The 20,885-nt window shown below is 35.5% G+C and carries 12 protein-coding genes; 6 read left to right on the top strand and 6 right to left on the bottom strand.

All coding sequences use genetic code 11. The features are described 5' to 3' along the window. Positions 1–127: 127 nt before the first annotated feature. Both hemC and hemA read right to left on the bottom strand, forming a co-directional pair. Entirely contained in the window at positions 128–1,708 is a 1,581-nt protein-coding gene (gene hemC / locus BTR34_RS09150) for a hydroxymethylbilane synthase (protein WP_068480472.1), read from the bottom strand. Beyond that, on the bottom strand, positions 1,705–2,961 hold the full coding sequence (gene hemA / locus BTR34_RS09155) for a glutamyl-tRNA reductase (protein WP_068480475.1): 1,257 nt from the start codon (positions 2,959–2,961) through the stop codon (positions 1,705–1,707). Before hemA ends, hemC begins: the two co-directional genes overlap by 4 nt. Before the next feature lie 191 nt (positions 2,962–3,152). Here hemA and BTR34_RS09160 point away from each other — a divergent pair, with 191 nt between their 5' ends. After that, complete coding sequence (locus BTR34_RS09160) at positions 3,153–4,043, top strand: helix-turn-helix transcriptional regulator (protein ID WP_068480478.1); 891 nt, start codon at positions 3,153–3,155, stop codon at positions 4,041–4,043. 4 nt (positions 4,044–4,047) lie between these two features. On the opposite strand, the gene BTR34_RS09165 is transcribed toward BTR34_RS09160, so the two are convergent. Then, entirely contained in the window at positions 4,048–4,890 is an 843-nt protein-coding gene (locus tag BTR34_RS09165) for an N-acetylmuramoyl-L-alanine amidase-like domain-containing protein (protein WP_068480481.1), read from the bottom strand. Positions 4,891–4,961: 71 nt separating this feature from the next. Next, positions 4,962–6,011: a mechanosensitive ion channel family protein gene (locus tag BTR34_RS09170; protein WP_068480484.1), complete on the bottom strand. Its 1,050-nt coding sequence runs from the start codon at positions 6,009–6,011 to the stop codon at positions 4,962–4,964. Between the two features lie 165 nt (positions 6,012–6,176). Here BTR34_RS09170 and hemH point away from each other — a divergent pair, with 165 nt between their 5' ends. Next, positions 6,177–7,220: a ferrochelatase gene (hemH, locus tag BTR34_RS09175; RefSeq protein ID WP_068480487.1), complete on the top strand. Its 1,044-nt coding sequence runs from the start codon at positions 6,177–6,179 to the stop codon at positions 7,218–7,220. Positions 7,221–7,252: 32 nt separating this feature from the next. Continuing rightward, positions 7,253–8,632 (top strand): MATE family efflux transporter, encoded by a 1,380-nt coding sequence (locus tag BTR34_RS09180; protein WP_068480489.1) that lies wholly within the window; start codon positions 7,253–7,255, stop codon positions 8,630–8,632. Positions 8,633–8,840: 208 nt separating this feature from the next. On the opposite strand, the gene BTR34_RS09185 is transcribed toward BTR34_RS09180, so the two are convergent. Next, entirely contained in the window at positions 8,841–10,145 is a 1,305-nt protein-coding gene (locus tag BTR34_RS09185) for an alpha/beta hydrolase family protein (protein WP_068480491.1), read from the bottom strand. 275 nt (positions 10,146–10,420) lie between these two features. Here BTR34_RS09185 and BTR34_RS09190 point away from each other — a divergent pair, with 275 nt between their 5' ends. The 3 genes from BTR34_RS09190 (at position 10,421) to BTR34_RS09200 (ending at position 17,583) form a co-directional block, all read left to right on the top strand. Beyond that, on the top strand, positions 10,421–13,585 hold the full coding sequence (locus tag BTR34_RS09190) for a VPS10 domain-containing protein (protein ID WP_068480494.1): 3,165 nt from the start codon (positions 10,421–10,423) through the stop codon (positions 13,583–13,585). 171 nt (positions 13,586–13,756) lie between these two features. Further along, positions 13,757–16,882: a glycosyl hydrolase gene (locus tag BTR34_RS09195; RefSeq protein ID WP_068480497.1), complete on the top strand. Its 3,126-nt coding sequence runs from the start codon at positions 13,757–13,759 to the stop codon at positions 16,880–16,882. 149 nt (positions 16,883–17,031) lie between these two features. Next, positions 17,032–17,583 carry a CopD family protein gene (locus BTR34_RS09200; protein WP_068480499.1) on the top strand — a complete coding sequence of 184 codons (552 nt, stop codon included), beginning with the start codon at positions 17,032–17,034 and terminating at the stop codon, positions 17,581–17,583. A gap of 5 nt (positions 17,584–17,588) precedes the next feature. On the opposite strand, the gene BTR34_RS09205 is transcribed toward BTR34_RS09200, so the two are convergent. Continuing rightward, on the bottom strand, positions 17,589–20,840 hold the full coding sequence (locus BTR34_RS09205; RefSeq protein ID WP_235843151.1) for a sensor histidine kinase: 3,252 nt from the start codon (positions 20,838–20,840) through the stop codon (positions 17,589–17,591). Positions 20,841–20,885 lie beyond the last annotated feature (45 nt).

Raw genomic sequence — 20,885 nt, forward strand, 5'->3', positions numbered from 1 at the left:
GCCATTGGCTTTTAGCTATTCTTTATCTTATTAATTGGACTATTGATCATTTTAGATACTGTTTCAATCTATTGAAAAAATGATTTTAAGTCTCTTATTCTATTGTAATAATGCCAACAGCCAAAGGCTAATCTTTATAATCTGCATTCACCAACTCAATTACACTTTCTACAGTAGGTATTTTGGCAACTTTTACTTCCTTGAAATGTTCTCTGGCAGCTTTTGCAGTGGTTTCGCCAATGCAATACGCAACTCTATTTGTTGAATTTTCTTTTAAATAACTTTCTACGTTCGACGGACTAAAGAACATAATGCCTTTTGCGCTTTTCGGTATTGCTTTGCCAGAAAGTTTGGTTCTATAAGCTTCTATTGCTTTTACTTCAATATTGTTTTCCTCTAGAATACTTGGTAACTCGTCTAAACTTAAATTGCCATGAAAATAAGTAATATCTGTACCGTCAATATATTCGACTAAATAATTGGCTAGATCTTTTGCATTATTTTCATAATGCGTGATTTTACCGAATACATTTTTTATTAATCTTCGGGTTTTTCTACCCACGCAGTAAATATTTTCGAAATCTAATTCTGTGGCACTTTTACTCGCTAAAACTGCTTCAACCGCATTTTTACTGGTGAATACAACGTTTTTATGTGCCTTTTTCAACACAATTGGTGAAATACGATTCGGACTAATTTTTATAAAATCATCTGAATCTGCATTAACAGAAATGTTTAATAATAATTGTTGTTGCGGAGTCAGTTTTTTGGTAGAGAAAACGTTGACTTCTAATCCGGCATTTGCCAGTTCGGTCATTAATCGTTTACCACCTCTCGCTAAAATACTTTTAGCACAGTCTACACCTAAGTTTTGATGTTTACCTAATGGTGCGGTCAATTCTGCTTCCAGCTTTTTGCTACCGTCAACATTTAACAACACCCCTTTTAGGGTAACAATATTTTCTTTGTTGATATATGATAAAGCTCCGATCGGTGCACTACAACCACCCTCTAATTCTCTAAGAAATTCTCTTTCTAATGTTACACAAGTATCCGTCTCTTCATGGTTCAACTGTGCACAAGCTTCACGAATTTCTTCATCGTCTTCCATGGCAACTACCATTATTGCTCCTTGTGCAGGTGCGGGTAACATCCAAGTTAGCCCTATGGTGTTTTCTGGTTCTAAACCAATACGTTCTAACCCGGCAGCGGCGAAAATAGCCCCGTTCCATTCGTTGTTATACAACTTTTCTAATCGGCTATTAATATTTCCCCTTAAATCTACCACGGTATGTGTTGGGTATCTATTTAGCCATTGCGCTTGTCTACGTAAACTACCTGTGGCTATTACACCATCACGTGATCCTAAAAATTCTTCATTGTCCTTAAAAGCCAAAATATCCATGTAATTTCCGCGCTTTATAACTGCGGCTTTTACTATACCTTGTGGTAAGGAAGTGGGTACATCTTTCATGGAGTGTACTGCAATATCAATGTCACCATTGATCATGGCAACATCCAATGTTTTGGTAAAGACACCGGTAATACCTAATTCGTATAGAGGTTTGTCCAATATTAAGTCTCCCGTAGATTTTACAGGCACCAATTTTACGTTATAACCTAATGCTTGTAATTGACTTTTAACGGTATTTGCTTGCCATAACGCTAATTCGCTATCGCGTGTGCCTAATCGTATTACTTTACTCATTTTTCGTCCAATTCTAATTGAAATACTTTTTGGATAAATTCTAAACTTGAATTGGAATCTACCGAGTCATCTTTAAGATGATTTGCAAATTGTGTTGTTATTTTTTGAATGATGCGATTGGTAATTACATCGGCCTGGTCAGCATTAAAATTGACCGTTTTTTTAGATTGATAGTTAAGCTCTTCATCCTTCATGGTTTTTAGCTTTTTCTTCAATGCTTTAATAACAGGAGCAAATTTTCTAGTTTCTAACCATTGGTTAAATTCATGCTTTACTTCTTCATTGATTGCCTCCGCTTCTGGGATAAACAGCTTTCTTCGCTCTAAAGTTTCATCGGTCATTTGAGATAAATGATCTAAATGAATTAGCGTAACATTTTCTATTTCTGATATAGAATCGTCTACATTTTTAGGTACGGAAAGATCTAAAATTAATAATGGCTTATTTGTATAAATTAATTCTTTTGTAATCGTAGGTTTCTGTGCTCCTGTAGCTACTACCAAAATATCCGAAGTTCTTATTTCTGACTGTAAATCGCCATAATCTTTCACTTTAAGATTAAACTTGCCTGCAATTTGCTCGGCTTTACCTTTAGTTCTATTGATTAGGGTGATATGCGGATTCTTGGTGTGCTTTATTAAATTTTCACAGGTATTGCGACCAATTTTTCCAGTTCCAAATAAAAGAATATTCTTGTCGGTAACATTTTCTACATTTCGCAGAATGTATTGAACCGAAGCGAAGGCCACAGATGTAGCGCCAGATGAAATTTCAGTTTCATTCTTAATACGCTTGCTCGCTTGTATAATGCTATTACAAAGTCGCTCTATAAAATGATTGGCAATTCCCAATTCTTTAGAACGCTTAAAACTTTGCTTTAATTGACTAATTATTTCAAAATCACCAAGTATCTGGCTATCTAATCCTGTACCTACACGGAACAAGTGATTAATAGCTTCTTTGTTTTTATAAACATATGCCACTTCTTGAAATGCTTCAACGGTTCCGTTAGAGTGGTCGCATAATAATTTTATAAGCTGAAAAGGATGTTGGGCAAAGCCATGCAATTCTGTACGGTTACAGGTAGATGTTGCCAGTAAACCGTCAATACCTTGATTTTTAGCTTCTACCAATAGGTTATTTACAGCAACTTCATCCAAACTAAATTTACCACGTGCCTCAGCATCTGCCTTTTTGTAGTTAAGGCCGATGGTGTAAAACGAGTTGTGTTTAGAAATATGGTAGTCTTTCATAAAGCGGATACAAAAGTATAAGCATCAATCAAATAAAAGTAACGCTTGCGGTACAATAAGTATCGTCTGCAGAATTTTTGGTCAAAAAATGATATTTATCAGTTAAATAGCTATAATTTTATAGTGTTGACAGCTAAATTGAATTCGTTTATTTAGATGCTTTCTAAATAGATAAAAATAATTTTTATAATATGGATGTTAAAAATAACGCTCAAGGGTCATATGACGAAGTTTTAATTGAAGACGGATTTTACGTTCTTAAATTTCAGAACGAAGAGGATATGATTATGCAGTATACTCGTGAAATTAATAAAAGATTTATACAGTTTCATTTTTGTTTAAAGGGTAGTGGCACCTATAATTTTAACCAAGGAAATTATAGTTTAGATGTTAAAGAAGAGAATTCTTTGTTACTGTATAACACGCAGTTGGATCTGCCATTGAATTTGAACCTTAACCCTAAATCATCATTGGTTTCTGTTGTAATGACCTTGCGAAAATTTCATTCGTTGTTTACTGCAGAGGCAGATTATATTCCGTTTTTAAGTGCTGATAATAAGGAGAAAAAGTACTATGCTCAAGAGCCATTTTCACCTTCAATTGCCGTTATTTTGAGTCAAATTGTGAATTATAATCTGCATCCATCTATAAAATCACTTTATGTAAAAGGAAAAATTTACGAGTTGATAGCCTTGTATTTTAATAGAAGCCCAAATGCCGATATTGAACAATGCCCTTACTTGGCTGATGAAGAAAATGTAAAGAAGATAAAAAAAGCCAAAGAAATTATTTTGGCGAATATGGCCGAACCACCAACTTTGGCAGAATTATCAAGCGAAATAGGATTAAGTTTAAAACGTTTAAAAGAGGGTTTTAAGCAAATTTATGGCGACTCGGTCTATAGTTTTTTGTTTGATCATAAAATGGATTATGCAAAGCGACTTTTAGAAACCGGTCAGTATAATGTCAATGAAATTGGACTTAAAGTTGGGTATAGCACCTCTAGCCACTTCATTGCTGCTTTCAAGAAAAAGTATAATACCACACCTAAGAAATATTTATTGGCACTATCAGGAAGTTAATAACTTATAACGGTCTAGCAACCATAATACCCGTATTGCTTTTGATCCCTTTTAGGTAATCTGCCAAAGGCTTTTTAGAAACCTCGACTTCCATTGACCCTGTTGATGCATGTAGTAAATGAATTCTGCCATCTTTTTCGCGAGTTGCAATTCCTGTATGGGTAACATCTAATCCCTTGATAGAGGTAGCCAAAGCAATGATATCTCCAGACTGAATTAAATGTTCGTTCTCCGCAATTTTATCTTGTGCCAGTACACAAATAGCCTGACTATTTAAATAATTTTCAGATGCTTTAATCTTTGAGAAATTAGTGTCATCTGCCAAAAATGGATACAAATCTCGGTGGGTGCTCATGAAATTAATGTCCTTCGTGATTTCTGCACCTCCAATTTCACCCGTTATATCTTTAAGTAGGCCTTTTTTGGCATTATTTGCAATCCATTCAGAAAAGTAATGTAAGCGAGAAGCATAACCGTCTAATGCTCCATCTTTATATCGTATAATTTCCAAATTTTTTAGGTAGGCCTCAAAAGACTTTTCTTGCTGACGGAGCAGAAGTGAAAAAGCAAGTACATTTTCAACAAATGTAGTACAATCCAATCCTTGTAGATTTACTACAAGAGTTTCAGTATCGCCTATTTCAAGTGTTTTGGCTACATAAGGAGTTTTCATAAACGACTTACCTACGTTTACCATGGTTTCACCGAAATTTCCTTGAAACATTCCGTCGATTTCAATTAGTTTGTTTTCAACGGCTGTTTTGTCTTTTGGAGAGCAGGTAATTTTTTGGGCGGAACTAAAAGTAATAAATCCTAAAAGTAAGATGGTTAAAAATGTTGTTTTCATAAAGTAAAATAATGAATTGTTATTTCTTGTTTCGTAAATTAGATTTAAAATATGCCCCGCATGCCCTGAAGTTACTTACTAGTGTCTTCCAACAAAACTCTATTTCGTACAATACTCTCTGGATAATTTTCCTGTAAAAAAGTAATTAGTTTCTCGCGTACAAATACCCGTAAATCCCAAAGTGTAGAAGCGTCTTTGGCACTGACCATGGCCCTTATTTCAACACATGTTGGCTTTGAATCGGTCACTTGAATGTTTTGGTTTACGCCATCCCATAAATCGGTGGTTTTTAATACTCGCTCCAGTTCTGTTCTAAGAGCATCGAACGAAACTCTATAATCGGTATACAAATAAACAGTACCTAAAAGGTCAGCGGATTTCTTGGTCCAGTTTTGAAAAGGTTTTTCAATAAAATAGGAGGTAGGTACAATTAATCTTCTCTTATCCCAAATATTAACCACTACATACGTCAATGTAATTTCCTCAATTCTACCCCATTCGCCTTCTACTATAACAACATCATCTATTTTTATGGGCTGCGCAATGGCAATTTGTATACCGGCCAAAATACTGGCAATCATTTTTTGGGCAGATAGACCTACAATTATACCCGCTACACCTGCTGAGGCAAATATGCTTACCCCAACTTCTCTTATACTTTCAAAACTCATTAAAGCAATACCAAGACCTAAAACTATAATGATAACAATTACAATGCGCTCAAGAATATTAAATTGGGTGTATATTTTTCTTGCTCTATAATTGTCAACGGCCTCAACATCATAGTTATTAATGATTTTTCTTTTTATAATTTTTAAGCCCGCAATAAGCAGCCAAGTAAATGCGAAAATTATGGTTATAGTGCTAATTTTACTTAATACATAGGTCATTTCTTCATAACCAAGAATATTGTGTAAGGGCTTTATTCTAATTGCAATTGCTATAAAAATTATAAATATTGGAGCTGATACTTTTTTTATGTTCTCCTTGTCAAGCAGGTACTTAGGGTTTTTCCCTAATCTTCTTAAAATTTGAATCGTAATTAATTGTAAAAACAAAAGAATAAGAATTGCTCCAACAATGTAAATTAATAAGGTAGGGTTTTCGGTTAATTTTTGCATTTTGGAAACACTTTCTAAGGTTACTTACAAACTTACACATTTATATTCCTATAATTTTTATAGGTGTACCATCAGTTTTACTTATGAAATCATTAAAAGAATTTTTGGATCTATTACGATGGTCCTCGTACAAGTCTTATTTTTGCAATTGAAAAATCAACAGCTATGAAAGGAGTATTATTGGTCAATTTGGGTTCACCAGAGAGTCCTACCGCAAAAGATGTTAAGCCGTATTTAGATGAATTTTTAATGGATGAGCGCGTAATTGACGCTCCTAAATGGTTAAGAACTATCTTGGTAAGAGGTATTATTTTGCAGACTAGACCAAAGAAATCTGCTGAAGCATATGCTAAAATTTGGTGGGAAGAAGGTTCTCCGTTAGTGGTAATATCTGAGCGATTCTCCGATAAATTGAAAACACAGACCGAAATGCCAGTGGCTTTAGGTATGCGTTATGGAACAATGTCTATTAAAAAGGCAATGCAAGAACTGAAAGAGAAGGGTGTTGATGATGTACTTTTAGTTCCGTTATATCCTCATTATGCCATGTCTAGTTTTGAGACGGTAGTCGTAAAAGTTTTAGAAGAGCAAAAAGCTGGTTTTCCGGAAATGAAAATTACTACACTACCTGCTTTTTATAAGCATCCGGAGTATATTAAGGCACTTTCAGAAAGTATTAAAGACGGACTAGAAGGTTTTGATTATGACCATATTTTATTCTCTTACCACGGTATACCCGAACGTCATATTCGTAAAAATGATCCTACCAGTTTTCATTGTAAAATAGATGGTACGTGTTGTAAAGTAAATTCTGTTGCGCATAATACCTGTTATAGACATCAGGTTTATGATACTACCGAAATGGTAAAGGCATATTTGGGTTTACAAGAAGAACAAGTAAGTTCCTCTTTTCAGTCTCGTTTAGCTGGCGACCCTTGGTTAAAGCCTTATACCGATTATGAATTCGAACGCTTAGCAAAAGAAGGAAAAAAGAAACTAGCAGTAATTACTCCCGCTTTCGTTAGTGATTGCCTAGAAACATTAGAGGAAATTGCCATGGAAGGGAAACATCAGTTTATAGAAGCTGGTGGTGAAGATTATAAGCATATTCCTTGTTTGAACGATAATGATTTATGGGTTAAAGTAATGGCAAAATGGGTGAACGATTGGCAAGCAACTAATAAACTAGATGTAGTGCCCAGCACTTAGAATATTAATTTTTTATAAATAGTAAAATTTAAATGGCAAACGTTTCCGCAGAACAATTGGGTACGGAATCAATATCGAGTTTGCTTATTAAACAGGCGTTACCAGCAAGTATAGGGATATTGGTAATGTCGCTGAACGTTCTTGTCGATTCCATTTTTGTCGGTAATTGGATTGGTTCTATTGCCATAGCAGCTATCAATGTAGTACTGCCCATTTCCTTTTTTATTGGTGCTTTAGGTATGGCAATTGGTATTGGGGGCGCCAGCATCATTTCTCGTGCATTAGGGGCTAACAATAAAGAAAAGGCACTACGAACTTTTGGAAATCAAATTTCATTTACCATTCTTATTACTGTCATTATGGTGGTATTAGGGCTAACGTTCGTAGATACGCTTATACCTGCATTTGGTGGTAAAGGCTCCATTTTTGAATTGGCTAAAATCTATTACGTTATTGTGTTGTACGGAGTGCCGTTTTTAGCGCTTAATATGATGGGTAATAATGTTATCCGATCAGAAGGGAAACCCAAGTTCGCCATGATCGCTATGATTATACCATCCGTTGGTAATCTTATTCTAGATTATATTTTGATTAATGTGATGGATTATGGAATGGAAGGTGCTGCTTGGGCGACTACCATCAGTTATTTACTATGCTTCCTGTATATTTTTTACTTCTTTTTATCTGACTTTTCAGAATTAAAACTGAATCCAAAATATTTACCCATCAACTTTTCCATTTTAAAAGAAATAAGCTCACTTGGTGGAGTTACCCTTGCTAGGCAGGCTGTGGTTAGTGTCATCTATCTATTGATGAACAATATTCTTTTTGATTTAGGTGGCGAAGCTATGGTAGCTGTTTATGCAATTATTGGTAGAATGTTGATGTTTGCTCTTTTTCCAGTTTTTGGGGTTACGCAAGGATTTCTACCCATTGCAGGGTTTAATTACGGAGCTCAAAAATATGATAGGGTAAAGGAGTCTATATACACTGCAATAAAATTTGCGGCAATATTGGCGACAATAGTTTTTGCGGGACTTATGATTTTCCCTGCTGAAATAGCGGGACTCTTTTTAAGTCATAAACCGGGCATGAGCGAATTTGAATTGGCAACCAATGCTTTTGTATTGGAAAACACGCCATCAGCAATGCGGTGGGTGTTTGCTGCCACCCCAATTATTGCACTTCAGCTTATTGGTGCCGCTTATTTTCAAGCAATAGGAAAAGCAGTACCAGCATTGTTATTGACTTTATGCCGACAAGGCTTTTTCTTTATTCCTTTAATCTTAATTCTACCCAACTATTTGGGTGAGCTTGGTGTTTGGATTTCCTTCCCCATTGCAGATGTACTTGCCACTATAGTTACTGGATATTTTTTACGTAAAGAGATTAATAGAACGTTGGTGGGTTAATTTCTGATGTAAAACCAAACCCTATTCCAAAATCATTCGTAAGTAGTGTTAGAAACGCTAAAGAATATATTATGAATTTCATTTTATCACAACTAATCGCCAGTGCCATTTTTTTATTGGTATGGAAACTTAAAGAATTGATAAATAACCACATAACCTATGGAAAACTACTTAAGGAAAATGTTGTTAAAGTTTCTAAAGTTAAATATTAGTTGGTAGGTAGTGCATGTAGCAATTCCATCCCCGTTGAAGATCTAGGCTTAAAACCTGTCCAATCTTTTTCATTTGAATTTTCTTGTACGTCTAAGAACTTGGCGTTGTCTTGATTTTTAAGATGCTTACCTATGAACGCAGTTACAAAATGCTGATTTATATTGTTTATTTTACGTTGATCCCAAGATGGTTCTGCATATCTGTAGTATTCGTCAATATGAAGTCCTGGAGCTAAAGATTCTGTTGGTGGAGGGTTGGGAGCTACGTTATGTCTTGCGTTTTCGTAAGTTAGTAAGTAACGGTCGGCATTTATTGCTCCCTCGAAAATTGCTTTTATTCCTTTTTCATAACCTGAAATATCATCTTGGCTCCCGGCAACAAAGAAAGTAGGTGTTTTTAATCCTTTTAGTCCTTCGGCGTCCCAAACACCCCGTTCCATTCCCCATGGGGCAAAAGCTACGATTGCTTTAATTCTAGAATCTGCCATTTTCTCGTATTCTGCATTTCCTGCTGTGTTTACCGAGATTGCAGTGCTACCTCCTGTCATTCCTGTAAAGAATTGTCCTAAGCCTGCACTATAACCGGCTCCGCCAACATTTAAAACTCCATAACCACCCATGGAATACCCTATTATTGCGGTGTTGTTGGCATCTACCAATCCTTCGATTTTACTCATTGAACCTTTTGCTCCTAATTTTTCCATTTCATTAATTACAAAGCGGATGTCTTTAGGCCTATTCAATAAGGTGCTTTGAAAAGCATTGGCATCCTTAAAAGTAGAATCTGTATGATCAATAGCCGCTACGATATATCCTTTTGATGCTAGATTTTCTGTCAAGTAAGTCATTAAGTATCTAGAACCTACATATCCGTGAGAAACTATTACCAAAGGAAATTTATTTCCTTGTAATGCGTCTGCATCTCTGTAAGCTCTTCCTTTGAAAGTGAAAGGTACAAGTGGTCTCAACGAATCTCCTTTAGTTCCCATTACTTCATTATAATCTACCGTTTTTGCATTATTGCTTACACTCGCTGGGTACCAAACTTCTATGGTAATAGGTCGGTCATAAGTAGGATCTTGACCTTCTTTAGAATTCAAAATATCAATTTGATCAGGGTTGACAAGATTTACTGTTTGCACGCCAACTTTGTACTCTCCTCTTGCACTTAGTTCTGGAGCGTCGGGCATTTCATCTCCATATAAAAAGTCCTGCGTTTGGGCATTTACAGTGCTAATAGTAAATCCATTAAAAAAAATGACAATTAACGATACCGAAAATAATAGGATTCTAAATTTCATAATTACTGATTTCTTGGCCTAAATATAGGAATACTTTAAATAATTAATACTTTAGGTGTTGAATGTTGAATCATTATTATTTTGGATGGATGACTCTCTGACCCGTTTTGTGATGCCTGAAAATTTGAATTATAATTGTAGATTATTTATAGATAAGTCCAAAGAATTATTAATTTGATAATTACGTTTTTATGGAAATGCTAATTAAATCTTAAAATCAACATTTCAACTACAAAATGTTTAATTTTAGAGAAGACTAACTTCAAACTATCAAAATGAAAAAGCACCTTACCAATGCTGGCATTATTATGCTTGCACTTTTACTATTGCCTTTATCCTTATTATCACAGAGAAAAAGCAAATCTCAAAGTAATTCCCCAACCTATCCAGAAGAATTATATTCTAGTTTAGAATATCGTTCCATTGGTCCATTTCGTGGTGGTCGTTCAGCAGCTGTAACGGGTGTGCCTGGCGAACCTAATTTATTTTATTTTGGCGCAGCAGGTGGCGGAGTATGGAAAACTTTGGATGGAGGTCGTACCTGGGATAATATTTCCGATGGATATTTTGGAGGTAGTATCGGTGCCGTGGAGGTAGCTAAAAGTGACCCGAACGTAATTTATGTAGGTGGTGGCGAAAAGACCTTAAGAGGTAATGTATCTTCTGGTTACGGTGTATGGAAAACCGAAGATGGTGGAAAAACATGGGCTACTGCAGGACTAGAGAAAAGCAGGCACGTACCACGACTTCGCGTGCACCCTACAGATTATAATACGGTATATGCAGCGGTACTAGGCGATATTTATAAGCCAACCAAAGACCGCGGAATTTATAAAAGTACCGATGGTGGTAAAAATTGGAAACAGGTTTTGTTTGTTAATGAACAAGCGGGTGCGGTAGACTTAACTTTCGACCCGAACAACCCAAGAATTTTATATGCTTCTACATGGCATGCACAACGTACGCCATATAGCTTAATTAGTGGTGGAGATGGTTCTGCTCTCTGGAAGAGTATGGATAGCGGTGAAACCTGGACTGAGATTTCTAAAAACGAAGGTTTCCCGAAGGATACTTTAGGAATTATTGGTGTAGCTGTTTCACCAAAAGACTCTGAAAAGGTTTGGGCAATTGTAGAGAATAAAGACAAAGGTGGTTTATACCGTTCAGAAGATGGTGGTAAAACTTGGTCTCTTGTTAATGAGGAAAGAAAAATTAGACAAAGAGCATGGTATTACACTAGAGTGTATGCAGACACACAAGACGAAGATGTGGTTTATGTGTTGAACGTAAACTACCATAAATCTACGGATGGAGGAAAATCTTTTAATACATTCAACGCGCCACATGGTGATCATCACGATCTATGGATTTCTCCAGAAGATTCGCAGCGTATGATTATTGGTGATGATGGTGGTGCACAAATTTCTTACGATGGTGGTGAAACTTGGAGTACGTATTACAATCAGCCTACGGCACAATTTTACCGCGTAACAACGGATAACTCTTTCCCGTACAGAATTTATGTTGCCCAGCAAGATAATTCTACGTTACGTATTGATCATAGAAGCGATGAAAGCACTATTGGTGATGGTAACTGGGAAGAAACTGCTGGTGGCGAATCTGCCTGGATAGCTGTGGACCCTAAAGATAATGATATTGTTTACGGCGGTAGTTATGACGGATTCTTAACCAGAGTAAATCATAAAACAGGTACTGTTAGAGGAATAAATGTTTGGCCAGATAACCCAATGGGTGCAGGGGCCGAAGCTATGAAATATCGTTTTCAATGGAATTTCCCTATCTTATTTAGTAGACATGATTCTAATAAATTATACACCTTTTCTAACTATGTACATGTTACGGAAAACGAAGGGCAAAGTTGGGAGGTTTTAAGTGGGGATTTAACTAGAAATGATCCAACTAAATTAGGTTCTAGTGGCGGACCAATAACCCAAGATAATACGAGTGTTGAATATTATTGTACCATATTTGCGGCTAATGAGAGTCCGTTGAAGGAAGGTATTCTTTGGGTTGGTAGTGATGACGGATTAATACATGTTTCTAAAGATTCTGGTGCTACATGGGATAATGTTACCCCTGCAAATATGCCAGAGTGGAATATGATAAACAGTATTGAACCTTCTAATTTTGATGAAGGTACATGCTACGTAGCCGCGACTAGATATAAGCTAGGTGATTTTCAGCCATATTTATACAAGACCACTGATTATGGTAAAACATGGACAAAAATAACCAACGGGATTCCTTCTGAGCACTTTACAAGAGTAGTTCGTGAGGACCCTAAAAGAAAAGGTTTATTATATGCAGGTACAGAGACAGGCATGTATATTTCCTTTAATGACGGTGCTAGTTGGTCTCCTTTTCAAATGAACTTACCAATTGTTCCTATTACCGATTTAACCATAAAAGATGATAATTTAATTGTAGCTACTCAAGGTCGTAGCCTTTGGATAATAGATGATTTAACCGTGTTACATCAATTAGATGAAAGTAAGAAGAATGTGAACACTGTATTGTTTAAACCAAAAGATTCGTATCGTACAAAAGGTAGAGCTTCTAAAAAACCTTCTAAGACTTCAGGACAAAATTTAGAAAATGGTGTAATCACTCATTTTTTACTAAAGAATTATTCGGAAAAAGACACGGTACAGTTGACCTATACAAGCATGGCTGGTGATACATTGGCTCTTTATAAAAACCATTTGAAGAAAGGTGGGTCGCTGAGCGGAGTCGAAGCGAAGAAGTTGGAAGTAGAAAAGGGCGGCAACACTTTTGTTTGGGATACCCGTGGAAAAGGAGCTGAAAAATTAGAAGGAATGATCTTATGGTGGGCAAGTTTAGATGGTGCTAAAGCGGTACCAGGTAATTATAAAGTCCATTTAAATGTTAACGGAACCAATAGCAGTGAAACGTTTACCATTTTACCAGACCCAAGAGCAGAAAGTTCGGTAGCCCAAATGCAAGAGCAGTTCGATTTTATTACTGATATCAATACGACAATCGAAAATGCGCATCAATCGATAAAGAAGATTAGAAACGTTACCGAACAATTGAATTCATTTACCGAGCAGTATAAAGATGATGCTAGAACCAAAGATTTGATAGAGAAAGCTAAAGTAATGAAAGAGAAGCTTGGCGAGGTAGAAAAAGCATTATACCAAACTCAAAACAGAAGTGGTCAAGATCCTTTAAATTTCCCAATTAAATTAACCAATAAATTAGGTCATTTAAATAGTTTGGTTTCAATTGATGATTTCCCACCAACCGAGCAAGATATTGCGGTTAAGAACGAATTGACAGCTAAAATTAATAAAGAGCTACAAATTTTTAATAGTGTAATATCATCAGAACTTAAAGAATTTAATAAAAGTTTTAATGATCTGAATTTGAACTACTTATTTATTGATGAAAGTAAGTAAAATACAAAACTGTCATTTCGAGTGAATTTTTGAAGAATGAAAAAATTAGTATCGAGAAACTTTTATGTTCCAAATGGTTCTCGATACAATTTTACTTCACGTTTTACTCGGAAAAAAACTACGCTCACAGACAATTTAGGATACCTAAAACAGCAAACAAACTAACGAATAATGAAAAAACAACTACTCTTATTTATGGCGGTACTCGCAACCACCATAACTTTTGCCCAAACAGCTAATGATTATTTTGAACCTTTAAAATTTAGAAATATTGGTCCATTTAGAGGTGGGCGCTCGGTGACTGCTACAGGAGTTATTGGTGACCCTATGACGTACTATATGGGTACAACAGGTGGCGGAGTATGGAAAACAGAATCTGCAGGGCAAAGCTGGGAGAATATTTCAGACGGATTTTTTGAATTAGGGTCTGTAGGCGCGGTTTCCGTATCGGCATCTAACCCTAATATTGTTTATGTGGGTATGGGCGAACATGCGCCACGTGGGGTAATGACATCTTACGGTGACGGAGTCTATAAATCTACAGATGCCGGTAAAACATGGAAGAAAATGGGTCTAGAAAAAACCCAACATATTTCACGAATTATCATCCACCCAACAAATCCCGATATTGTATATGTGGCTGCGCAAGGTGCTCTTTTTGAGGGAAATGCTGAACGTGGAATCTATAAATCCATTGACGGTGGTAAAACATGGGTAAACACGTTGTTTGTGAACAATTTAACGGGTGCTTCTGAACTTTCTATGGATGCTAATTATCCTGAAATTATGTATGCCGCCATGTGGGAGCACCAACGTATGCCGAATATGGTGGTAAGTGGTGGTGTAGGTAGCGGATTATATAAATCTACCGATGCTGGGGATACTTGGAAAAAAATTCATGACGGTCTACCTGAGGAAAAAGGAAAAATGGCGATAGCTGTGAGTCCGTCAAATTCGAACAAAGTTTATGCACTAATAGAAAGTGATTCTAACGCTGATAAAGGCGGATTATTCGTTTCTAACGATGCTGGTGAGTCTTGGACTATGGCTAGTGGGGATAACAGGCTAGTACAACGTGCTTGGTATTATATTGAGGTTTTTGTGGATCCTAATGACGAGGATACTGTCTATGTTTTAAGTGCCCCTGCATTACGTTCTGAAGATGGCGGTAAAACATGGGAGAATGTGGAGGTTGCCCATGGCGATACGCACGATTTATGGATAAATCCAGCCAATTCTAAAAACATGATTTTGGCAGATGATGGGGGTGCTTCGGTATCTTTTGATTATGGTTCTACATGGTCTACACAAAGCAATATGCCTACTGCGCAGTTTTATAGAATTAGTGTAGATAATTTGTTTCCCTATAATATTTATGGTGGTCAACAAGACAATACCTCGGTAAAGATTGCCAGTTTATCTACGGGTAGTTATAGTATTACAACAAGAGATTGGACGGACTCTGCAGGTGGTGAAAGTGCTTTTTTGGCTTTTGACCCAGATAACCCGCGGTATGTTATGGGTGGTCAATATTTAGGGACGGTAGAGGTAATGGATATGGTTTCCAAAGCATCTACTCAAATTATGCAAGCACCTATTCAATATTTAGGTCGCGAGGCTAGAGATATGAAATATTTGTTTAATTGGAATGCTCCTATAATTGCTTCTACACATGAATTGGGTACATTTTATCATGGAGCACAATATGTATTTAGAACTCGGGACATGGGTGTTACATGGGATAAAATTTCTGATGATTTAACACGTGATATCGATGCAAAACAAGGTAATGGCGGCGGACCATATACGAACGAAGCTGTAGGTGCAGAAAACTACGGTACGTTGGCTTATATTTTAGAATCGCCACACGAAAAAGGACACATCTGGACAGGTAGTGATGACGGATTGGTTCATGTAACGAAGAACGGTGGCGAAACATGGGAAAACGTGACTCCTAAAGGATTAAAAGAATGCTTGATCAATGCCATAGAGGTTTCTCCTCATGATCCAGCAACAGTTTACATTGCTACAACAAGATATAAGTTCAATGACTATACGCCAGGTTTTTATAAAACAACCGATTATGGTAAAACTTGGACTGCTATAAATTCAGGAATCCCTTATGGTGCTTTTACACGTGTAGTGCGTGAAGATGAGTTTAAGAAAGACTTATTATATGCAGGTACGGAAAAGGGAATCTATGCATCATGGAATGGTGGAAAATCTTGGGAACCGTTTCAATTAAATTTGCCGAAAACACCTATTACCGATTTAAAAATGCACAAAGGCGATATGGTGGTTGCTACATCAGGTCGTTCTTTTTGGATTCTTGATGATGTGGTTGCTCTGGGACAGTATCAACCTTCGAAAAAAGGACTTCAAATTTTAAAACCTAAAGATACTTATAATGGTTCTTGGGGGAGTCCGTTAAATGGTAATTCCGAGGAATTTACAGGTAGTGATACGTTTGATGGTATAAACCCAGCTAACGGCATAGTTCTATATTATGAACTTCCCAAAATAAAAGACAGTACGGCTATTACTTTAGAAATTTCAGATGCCAAAGGAAAGGTGATTAGAACTATCAGTTCAGAAAAAGACCCTAACTATATTCCTCATAATGGAGGTGGCGCACCACCAGCGCCAGTTTTAAGTAAAAATACAGGATTAAACCGTTTTGTTTGGGATATGAAAAATGCGATAATGCCAGGTATTCCAAATGTGTATATTGAAGCTGGTTTTAGCGGACACAAAGTATCTCCTGGAACGTATACTTTTAAATTAAAGGTCGATGGGCAAACAGTTTCAACAACAGGAACAATTAAAGAACTACCTACCTATGAAACAAAGCCTGGTCAGTACGAAGAGTTTGATGCGTTTATGACTAAGGCAGAAACAGAGTTGACCGAAATGCATAACATGATCAATCAACTATATGCTGCTCAAAATGATTTGGTAGAGGTGTTGAAAAAAGTTACGGACCCGACAGTGAAAACTGCTGGAGAAAAATTACTTGCTGACATGAAAGCTTGGGACGGCGATATGGTACAACGTAAATCTCAAGCATATGATGATGTAGAGAATTTTCCTAATAAGTTTTCAGCAGAATATATATTTATGATCAATCAAACGAATAGTAGTATTCCAAGATTGAACAAGGCGAGTAAAGACCGAAAGGCTGAGTTAGATGCACAATGGTCTACTTTAAAGGTAAAAGGGAATCAACTAAAGAATACTGCAATACCTGCCTACAACAAAACCTTGTGGGATGCAGGAATTGGCGCTATACGATTATAAAATAGATTCTATTCACTTTTACTAACTTTGAGCTTAATTTATATTATTAATGAGAAGTTAGTATAAAGTATTGAGATTTAAGTTTTAAAAAGCACTTGAAACTTGTTTCTTGAACTTGAATTTTGAGTTTGAAATTGTTTTTTAATCCTATGACAGAATATTACAACTATATAAAATCCCTGCATCTGATTTTCGTAATAACGTGGTTTGCAGGGCTTTTTTATATCCCTAGATTGTTCATTTATCATATAGAAGCCAATTTAAAACCATCTCCTGAAAAGGAAATTTTATCAAAACAATTGAAGTTGATGACAAAACGGTTGTGGTTTATTATTACATGGCCTTCTGCGGTTTTAGCCACTTTTTTTGCGGTGTGGCTTTTAATTATTTACCCAGGTTGGTTAACACAACCATGGATGCACGTAAAACTAGGATTTGTGTTGTTATTGATTATTTATCATCTAAAAAACCATCAAATATTCAAGAAGTTTCAACGTGATGATATTCAGTACACCTCTAAATTCATGCGTATATGGAATGAGGGCGCAACGCTAATTTTGTTCGCTGTTGTTTTTTTAGTGATTCTAAAGAATTCTTTTAATTGGATTTTTGGAGTGATAGGTATCCTAGTGTTGGGAGTTTTACTGATGTTGGGCATTAAGCTTTATAAAAGGTTGAGAAATAAGAACCCGGAGGTATAATATATCTATGTCTGTAACGATTTTTTAGCTTTTTGTGCGGCAATTTTGGCTTTAGGTAAAATAAACTTAAATGTTGACCCCTGGTTTTTTCCTTTAGATGTGGCGGTTATGGTACCATTATGAGAAGCCGCTATTTGTTTTACCATATAAAGCCCCAGGCCAGCACCCTCAACATGATCATGAAATCGTTCAAAAGGAGTAAACAACTTTTTCAGGTCGAGCTCATCCATACCCGACCCATTGTCTTGTATCAAAAAAGTTGTATAATCACCATTATCTTCGAAATTTACGGTTATTTTAGGATTAGGTTGATTTCCCATATATTTTATGGCATTATCTAAAAAGTTGCTAAAAACTTGAATTATTCTTTTACGATCACCAAAAATTTCGGGCAGATTTTCCGCGACGGTAAGTTTTATATTTTCTTTTTGGAGTTTACTCTCAATAAGATTTCTTGATAAATTTAATATTTCATTGGTGTTTAATAATTCGTTTTTATTCTCAATTTTACCAAGTCGTGCAATTTCAGTGATATCGGCTATTAATTCGTTCATATTGTTGCATGAAATATCGATTAAGCTCAAGTATTCGACTACATTTGGGTTTTTTTCTAATTCCATTTCTAATGGAATTAGACTGGCTAGTCCTTTAATGTTGCCTAGCGGACTTTTTAAATCATGTGATACTGCGAAGGTAAAGCGTTGAATTTCTTCGTTTTTTGATTTTAAATTGTCTGCAGCCTCTAAAAGTTTGTTTTTTTGATGTTGTAATTCTTTTGTGCGTTCCCCTACCTTTAACTCCAATTTTCGTTGAGTCCCTTTAATAGTTTTAAGTTTAATATAATAGGCTATATATAAAAGTAAAAAAACTAAAACAGCCATTAAAAATTGAAACCACCATGTTTGCCAATATGGAGGAGTAATGGTTATATGGAGGTCTATTTCATTATCTATCCAAACGCCATCAGAATTTGTCGATTTAATTTTGAGTGTATATTCTCCCGGATTTAAGTTGGTATATGTCGCAGTGGGATTATTACCCACATAATTCCAATCCTTTTCAAAACCTTCTAGAAAAAAAGCATAATTGACACTTTCGGGGTGCCTAAAGGTGAGCGCTTTAAAATCAAAGTTTATTACAGATTGGTCGTAGCTAAATGTAAGGGAATCTAACTGACTTATATCTTTCTCTAACACCCCAAAATTATCATTAGGCAATACGGGTCGATTAAAAATTTTAAGCCCTGAAATAAATAAGGTAAGGGTGTCTTTACGCTTTTCAACATCACTGGAAGAAAATATGTTAAAGCCGTTTATTCCTCCAAATACATATTCTCCTTTACTGGTAGTTAAAGTTGAACTTGCTATAAATTCTTTAGATTGTAAACCTTCGCCAACCTCATAATTAATTGTTTCTGATGAACCTGTATCATACTTAATAATACCATTTTCAGTGCTTAACCATAAATGATTATCATGATCATCAATAATTCCTTTAATGGCATCATTTTTAAGACCTTCAAGTTCTGTGATTGCTAGGAAAGAGTCACTTTTTGGCTGGTATTTATTAAGACCACCCTGTGTGCCTACCCAAATAGTGTTTGTATTATCCTGGATAATAGTATTTATGAAATTATTACTCAATGAATTTTCTATACTGTAATGCACAGTTTCCCAAGTACCATTACGGTCGGTCATTTTAAAAAGACCAGAATTTAAAGTGCCAATCCAAATATGACCCTCGTCATCTTCAAATATTTTGTAAATAGAATTGATTTCGCTGCCATCTATTTCTGATGTAAGACTAATATTTTCATGAGTGTTTGTTTTCGGATCAAATATTTGTACCCCTGCAAAATAATTAATGATCCAAATACGTCCTTTTTTATCCTTTAAAAAATCAACTATAATGTTCGAGTTTAAAAATGAATTTTCGGTGTTTAATTCTTTGAATTTTTTAGTTTTGGTATTAAATACCGTAATTCCATTAGTCCATGTTCCTGCCCACAACTCATCTTCTTTGGTCTGTATAACTGATAGTATTACATCACTATTTAAAGTTTTATTTTTTAAGGAATAATGCTCAAAAGAATCTAAAGCCCTGTTCCAATAATTTAAACCACCACCGTCTGTTCCTATCCATAGATTACCATTAACATCCTCTAAAAAACAATTTACGAGTTTGTTGCTTAGAGAATGGGAGTTAAAGGGATCCGAGTTTATATGTGTAAATTTATAATATTCAGGATCATAAAAATTAAGTCCGCTTTTATATGGAGCTACCCACATAATGCCATTACGTGTACATAAAAGGGACCAAATGGAGTTACCTGAAATTGAATTTGGACGAGAGGCACTGTATTCTATATGTTGTATAAAGTTTAAATCGTTATTATAAATATATAAACCATTATTTTCTGTACCTATCCATATATCTTTCGTTATATTCTGTGCTAATGAACGTATGCCAAAACCAGGACTTATAGCCTTTTTTTTAAGTATTAATTCTGAGTTGGGGTTTACGTTTAACTCAATTAATGAACCATCGCCGGTGCCCAATAAAAAGTTGTTGTTCTTAATTTGAATTGCAGTAATTATTTCATCTGTTTCTTGAATATCACGAACTATCTCAAGGTTGTTGTTCATTACTAGAATATTATAAGTTGCAACAACTAATATTCTGTTGTTATCCAACTTAAAAACGTTCGTAATTTGGTTGATTCTTGGATTTTCAACTTTTATATGGTCATCAGGAAGAGAGAAATGGTTAAGTTTTCCACTTTCTGGGTTGTAAGTATATAATCCTTCAGATTCGGTTCCTAACCATAAGGTTTCATTTATTTTAGTTACTGTCTGAAACCTTGTATTTTTTATAGATTGTCCTTGATTTTTAAATGGAAAAGGAGTTACAATATTTAAACTACGGTCATATAAGCTTAAACCATAGTTTGTACCAATTAATATATTTTCATCATCTTCATATAATGCAACAATATATTCGTGCATAAGACCGGTTTTACCATCTAAACTTTTGGTAAATATTTCAAAATCTTGCCCATCATACCGGTTAAGTCCATTTCTTGTCCCCACCCATATAAAGCCAAACTTATCCTCTAATAGCACTGTAGCACTGCTTTGAGACATACCGTCTTGAATATGCTTAAAGGGAATAAACTTTTTATTTTGGGATTGTGCCGTATTTGTAAAAAAAACTAGTATGTAAAAAGTAAGAAACGGAATTAAATATTTAAACAACATGTCTGACTTTTAAAGAAATACAAAAGATTAACGTAGTTAAATGTA

The sequence above is a fragment of the Maribacter hydrothermalis genome (assembly GCF_001913155.1).
Lineage (GTDB): Bacteria > Bacteroidota > Bacteroidia > Flavobacteriales > Flavobacteriaceae > Maribacter > Maribacter hydrothermalis.